Source organism: Tabrizicola sp., from assembly GCF_051645465.1.
Lineage (GTDB): Bacteria > Pseudomonadota > Alphaproteobacteria > Rhodobacterales > Rhodobacteraceae > Tabrizicola.
The window spans coordinates 1-3,887 of sequence record NZ_JBOFBI010000100.1 but is presented as its reverse complement, the minus strand read 5'-3'; the positions used below and the strand labels follow the sequence as shown (position 1 = coordinate 3,887).

The following is a 3,887-nucleotide window of genomic DNA, read 5'->3' as shown; positions in this document are numbered from 1 at the left end:
CGCACGACCGGCCCGAAGATACGGGTGCCGACCGGTTCGCCCTGGTTGTTCAGGATGACGGCGGCGTTGCGGTCGAAACGGATGGTGGTGCCGTCTTCACGGCGAACTTCCTTGGCGGTGCGAACGACAACGGCTTTACGCACGTCGCCCTTTTTGACACGGCCCTTCGGAATAGCCTCCTTCACCGACACCACGATGATGTCGCCCACGGAAGCATAACGGCGGTGCGAACCGCCAAGAACCTTGATGCACTGAACCCGGCGAGCGCCAGAGTTGTCAGCCACATCCAGATTCGTCTGCATCTGGATCATTTGTTTGTCTCCCGACCTTCAGGGGTTTCCCCTGGGGTTTCGATGAGACGGAGGGGGTTACGCGGTTGCGTCGACCACCACCGTCCAGCGTTTCGTTTTCGAAATCGGCGCGCATTCTTCAATACGCACGGTGTCGCCGACCTTGAACTTGTTCTCCGCATCGTGAGCGCGGTATTTCTTCGACTTACGCACGGTCTTCTGCAGCAGCGGGTGCTTGAAGCGGCGTTCGACGGATACGGTGATCGTCTGCTCGTTCTTGTCCGAGGTGACGGTGCCCGTCAGGATACGTTTAGGCATGGTTCTTCCCCTTACTTCGCAGCTTCAGCGGCTTTTTGCACAAGAACGGTCTTGATGCGGGCAACGTCGCGCCGCACAGCGCGCATGCGCGCGGTGTTCTCAAGCTGGTTGGTCGCTTGCTGGAAGCGCAGGTTGAACGCTTCCTTCTTGAGCTGAACCAGGCTGTCGCGCAGCTGGTCCGGCGTTTTCGAACGAACTTCTTCGGCTTTCATGCCGATCTCCTTCACAATCGCCAGACGGCCCCTGCTGGAGGGTCACCGTGGACCTGGCGGATCAATGACAAACCGACGGTTCCGAGTCGCCCCGGAATCGCGGATGCGTCGCTATAGGGGAGAAGGGGGGGCGGGGCAAGGGGGAAGTTGGGGGGCACTGACGGCCACAAGAGCCGACTATGCAGTACAGAAGTCCTTCGGGTTAGCTAGGGCATAGGAAACCACGCGCGCTGCGAAGTTCTCCGACAAAGGATTTGGCTGACCGCCAACGGCCCAAAAGGCCCTCTCGAGTCGCCCTGCCAGTTGTTCGTCAATCTCGACAGCTTCGAAGTCTTGCCAGAAATCCGCGAGGTTGTCGCCTGTGCTCCAAGGGTCTCTTGCGGCGTAGCGATCCACAACTTCAAGCACCGTGCCCAATGCGGATGCATAAGCCTCCGCCAGTTCCGGCAACGCCATTTCGCGAGTTACTGAACGCGCATCGCGCAATAGGCCCGCACAATTGAACGCAAACCCCTCGGCTCCGCCGTTCTGGACCTGCCCTTGAAGGCAACTTGCTGTGTATAGCAACCGCTGCCCTTTTGTGACTTCAGCACGCGCCAACTGCGCCTCAAGCCCGGCCAACGGCCACTTCTGGTTAAGCCCTCGCAAATGCTCCTCAACTTCACGCGGTAGCCACGCTCCGAAGAGATTAGCAAGTTGCCATGACGCTGGTTGATCTGTGTTGATACCAGGCGGCGTTCCATGCTCGCAAAGTACGATAGGCATCTGTATTCACTCCCACCCATAGTTGAAGCTGACCGATATCCGTTCTTCCTCGGCCATGTTCATCGGCACCTCGTGGCGGAGCCAGCTTTCCCAGAGGAGGACCTCTCCCACCGCGGGCTTCACGTAGACGAAGCGCTGCAGGGCTTCTGGGGCGGTTTTCAGCGGCACGGGGGCCAGCATCATCATCGGGAGGCGGGGGTCTTCGAGTTTCAGGGCGGAGGTGCCTTCGGGCATTGCGACATAGGTCGTGCCCGAGATCACCGAATGCGGGTGGATGTGAGAGGCGTGGGTGCCGCCTTCGGGCAGGATGTTGATCCAGAGGGCGTTGCATTTGAGCTTCTTGCCCTGGAGGTCGAAGCCGAGGTCCTTGCAGAAGGCGGCGACGTGCTTGTCCAGCGCCTTTTCCAGATCGCCGAAGATCGGCATCCGCCAGGGGAGATCGTCGAGCGAGGCATAGGAGGTGTAGCCGGGATAGCCGTTATCCTCACACCATTGCTGGCCGGCCTCGTCATCCCCGGCCACAGCGTCACAGGTGGCGTGGAGTTCGGCGTAGTCGACCTTCTTCTTCGCGAGTTCGTTGAGGTGCGCGCGGTAGAGGCGGGTGACGAAGAGGGAGGTGATGTCGGGCATGGGCCGGGTCCTTTTGCATTCAGGCGCTCGGTCGGAGCGGCGGGGGATCGCCGTGATGCCCTGTCGTAAGGTCATCCCGACTTGTCCGCGCCCGCTTGCCGACCTTAGCCTGCCGCCCCGAGATGCACTGAACCGAGTGGAGATGCAAAGATGAAATATCTGGTGACAGCCGCCTTCATTCTGGCTTCCGGCGTGGCAGAGGCGCAAGGCGGGATGTGGTTCTGGGAAGAGGACCGGAGCTTCGTCGCCATCAGCACTACGGCGATGGCGATCACCGGCGACATCACGCTGTCGGGCCAACCGGAGGCTCGGGTCATGACCGTCGCAACGGGTGCAAGGGTCGATCTGTCGTTCATCGGCAACGTTGAGGCGAACTGGTCGCTGACTGGAGCGGGGCCCGGTCCGGGGGGCGTCTATGACGTGATCGGCGATCCGGGGGCGATGTTGAACGACAACAGCCTTTGCGGGGCAGGTACGCCCGCCACCTTTGTCGTCTTCTCGGAGGACGGCAACAGCATGCAGATGGCGGCTTTCAGTGGCGCGCAGCCCGAGAGTATCGACAGCCCTGGCCTTTGCGGCACGTACAGCTACGCGATCAACTGAGGCTTCGCCGCCTAACAGAAAAAAGCCCCCGCCGTTTCAAGCGGGGGCCGATATCGTAGGTCGGGCTTCAGACCGACTCTTACCAGTCTTCCTTCGCGACGATCCGCGTGGTGACCGGAAGCTTCATCGCGCCGAGGCGGAGGGCTTCGCGGGCGATTTCGTCGTTCACGCCGTCGATCTCGAACATGATCCGGCCGGGTTTGACCTTGGCCGCCCAATAGTCGGTCGAGCCTTTGCCTTTACCCATACGAACTTCGACGGGTTTGGCCGAGACCGGAACGTCCGGGAAAATCCGGATCCAGACCCGGCCCTGGCGCTTCATGTGGCGGGTGATCGCGCGGCGGGCCGCTTCGATCTGCCGCGCGGTGACGCGCTCGGGCTCGGTCGCTTTCAGGGCGTAGGAGCCGAAGTTGATCAGGAACCCACCCTTGGCTTCGCCATGGATGCGGCCCTTGTGCATCTTGCGGAACTTGGTGCGCTTTGGTTGCAGCATCTTATGTCACTCCTCACGCGCGTTCGCGGTCGCGGCGCGGACCACGGGGGGCCGGGCCGTCAGCCGCTTCGGCAAGACGACGATCATGGGCCTGGGGATCATGCTCAAGGATTTCGCCTTTGAAGATCCAGACCTTCACACCGATGATCCCGTAGGGGGTCTCGGCTTCCGACAGCGCATAGTCGATGTCGGCGCGGAGCGTGTGCAGCGGCACGCGGCCTTCGCGGTACCATTCGGTCCGGGCGATTTCGGCGCCGCCAAGACGGCCGGCCACGTTCACCCGGATGCCAAGGGCACCCATCCGCATCGCGTTCTGCACGCCGCGCTTCATGGCGCGACGGAAGGACACGCGGCGTTCCATCTGCTGGGCGATCGACTCGGCCACCAGCTGCGCGTCCAGTTCCGGCTTGCGCACCTCGACGATATTGAGGTGCAGCTCGGACTTGGTGAACACGGTCAGCTTCTTGCGAAGCGTCTCGATGTCCGCGCCTTTCTTGCCGATGATCACGCCCGGACGTGCGGTGTGAATGGTCACACGGCACTTCTTGTGCGGACGCTCGATGATCACGCGGCTGA

8 protein-coding genes are annotated in these 3,887 nt (G+C 61.8%); 1 reads left to right on the top strand and 7 read right to left on the bottom strand.

Annotated features, from left to right (window positions below; translation table 11 throughout):
• The 5 genes from rplN to ACRCSW_RS06605 all read right to left on the bottom strand — a co-directional run.
• Positions 1-311: 50S ribosomal protein L14 (rplN, locus tag ACRCSW_RS06625; protein ID WP_438703626.1), on the bottom strand; the 311-nt coding region annotated here is incomplete at its 3' end.
• Positions 312-368: 57 nt separating this feature from the next.
• The gene (rpsQ, locus tag ACRCSW_RS06620; RefSeq protein WP_125324990.1) at positions 369-608 is read right to left on the bottom strand and encodes a 30S ribosomal protein S17; all 240 of its coding nucleotides are present in this window, start codon (positions 606-608) and stop codon (positions 369-371) included.
• A gap of 11 nt (positions 609-619) precedes the next feature.
• Entirely contained in the window at positions 620-820 is a 201-nt protein-coding gene (gene rpmC / locus ACRCSW_RS06615) for a 50S ribosomal protein L29 (protein WP_438703624.1), read from the bottom strand.
• Between the two features lie 177 nt (positions 821-997).
• Positions 998-1,585: a DMP19 family protein gene (locus tag ACRCSW_RS06610; protein ID WP_438703622.1), complete on the bottom strand. Its 588-nt coding sequence runs from the start codon at positions 1,583-1,585 to the stop codon at positions 998-1,000.
• Positions 1,586-1,591: 6 nt separating this feature from the next.
• On the bottom strand, positions 1,592-2,215 hold the full coding sequence (locus tag ACRCSW_RS06605; protein WP_438703620.1) for a TIGR02466 family protein: 624 nt from the start codon (positions 2,213-2,215) through the stop codon (positions 1,592-1,594).
• A gap of 150 nt (positions 2,216-2,365) precedes the next feature.
• Between ACRCSW_RS06605 and ACRCSW_RS06600 the strand changes: the two genes are divergently transcribed.
• Entirely contained in the window at positions 2,366-2,818 is a 453-nt protein-coding gene (locus ACRCSW_RS06600; protein WP_438703619.1) for a hypothetical protein, read from the top strand.
• A gap of 79 nt (positions 2,819-2,897) precedes the next feature.
• Here ACRCSW_RS06600 and rplP read toward each other — a convergent pair whose 3' ends face one another.
• Together rplP and rpsC are read right to left on the bottom strand one after the other, a co-directional pair.
• On the bottom strand, positions 2,898-3,311 hold the full coding sequence (gene rplP / locus ACRCSW_RS06595) for a 50S ribosomal protein L16 (protein WP_103259186.1): 414 nt from the start codon (positions 3,309-3,311) through the stop codon (positions 2,898-2,900).
• Positions 3,312-3,324: 13 nt separating this feature from the next.
• Positions 3,325-3,887 (bottom strand): 30S ribosomal protein S3 (rpsC, locus tag ACRCSW_RS06590; RefSeq protein WP_438703617.1); only part of this gene is annotated, 563 nt, incomplete at its 5' end.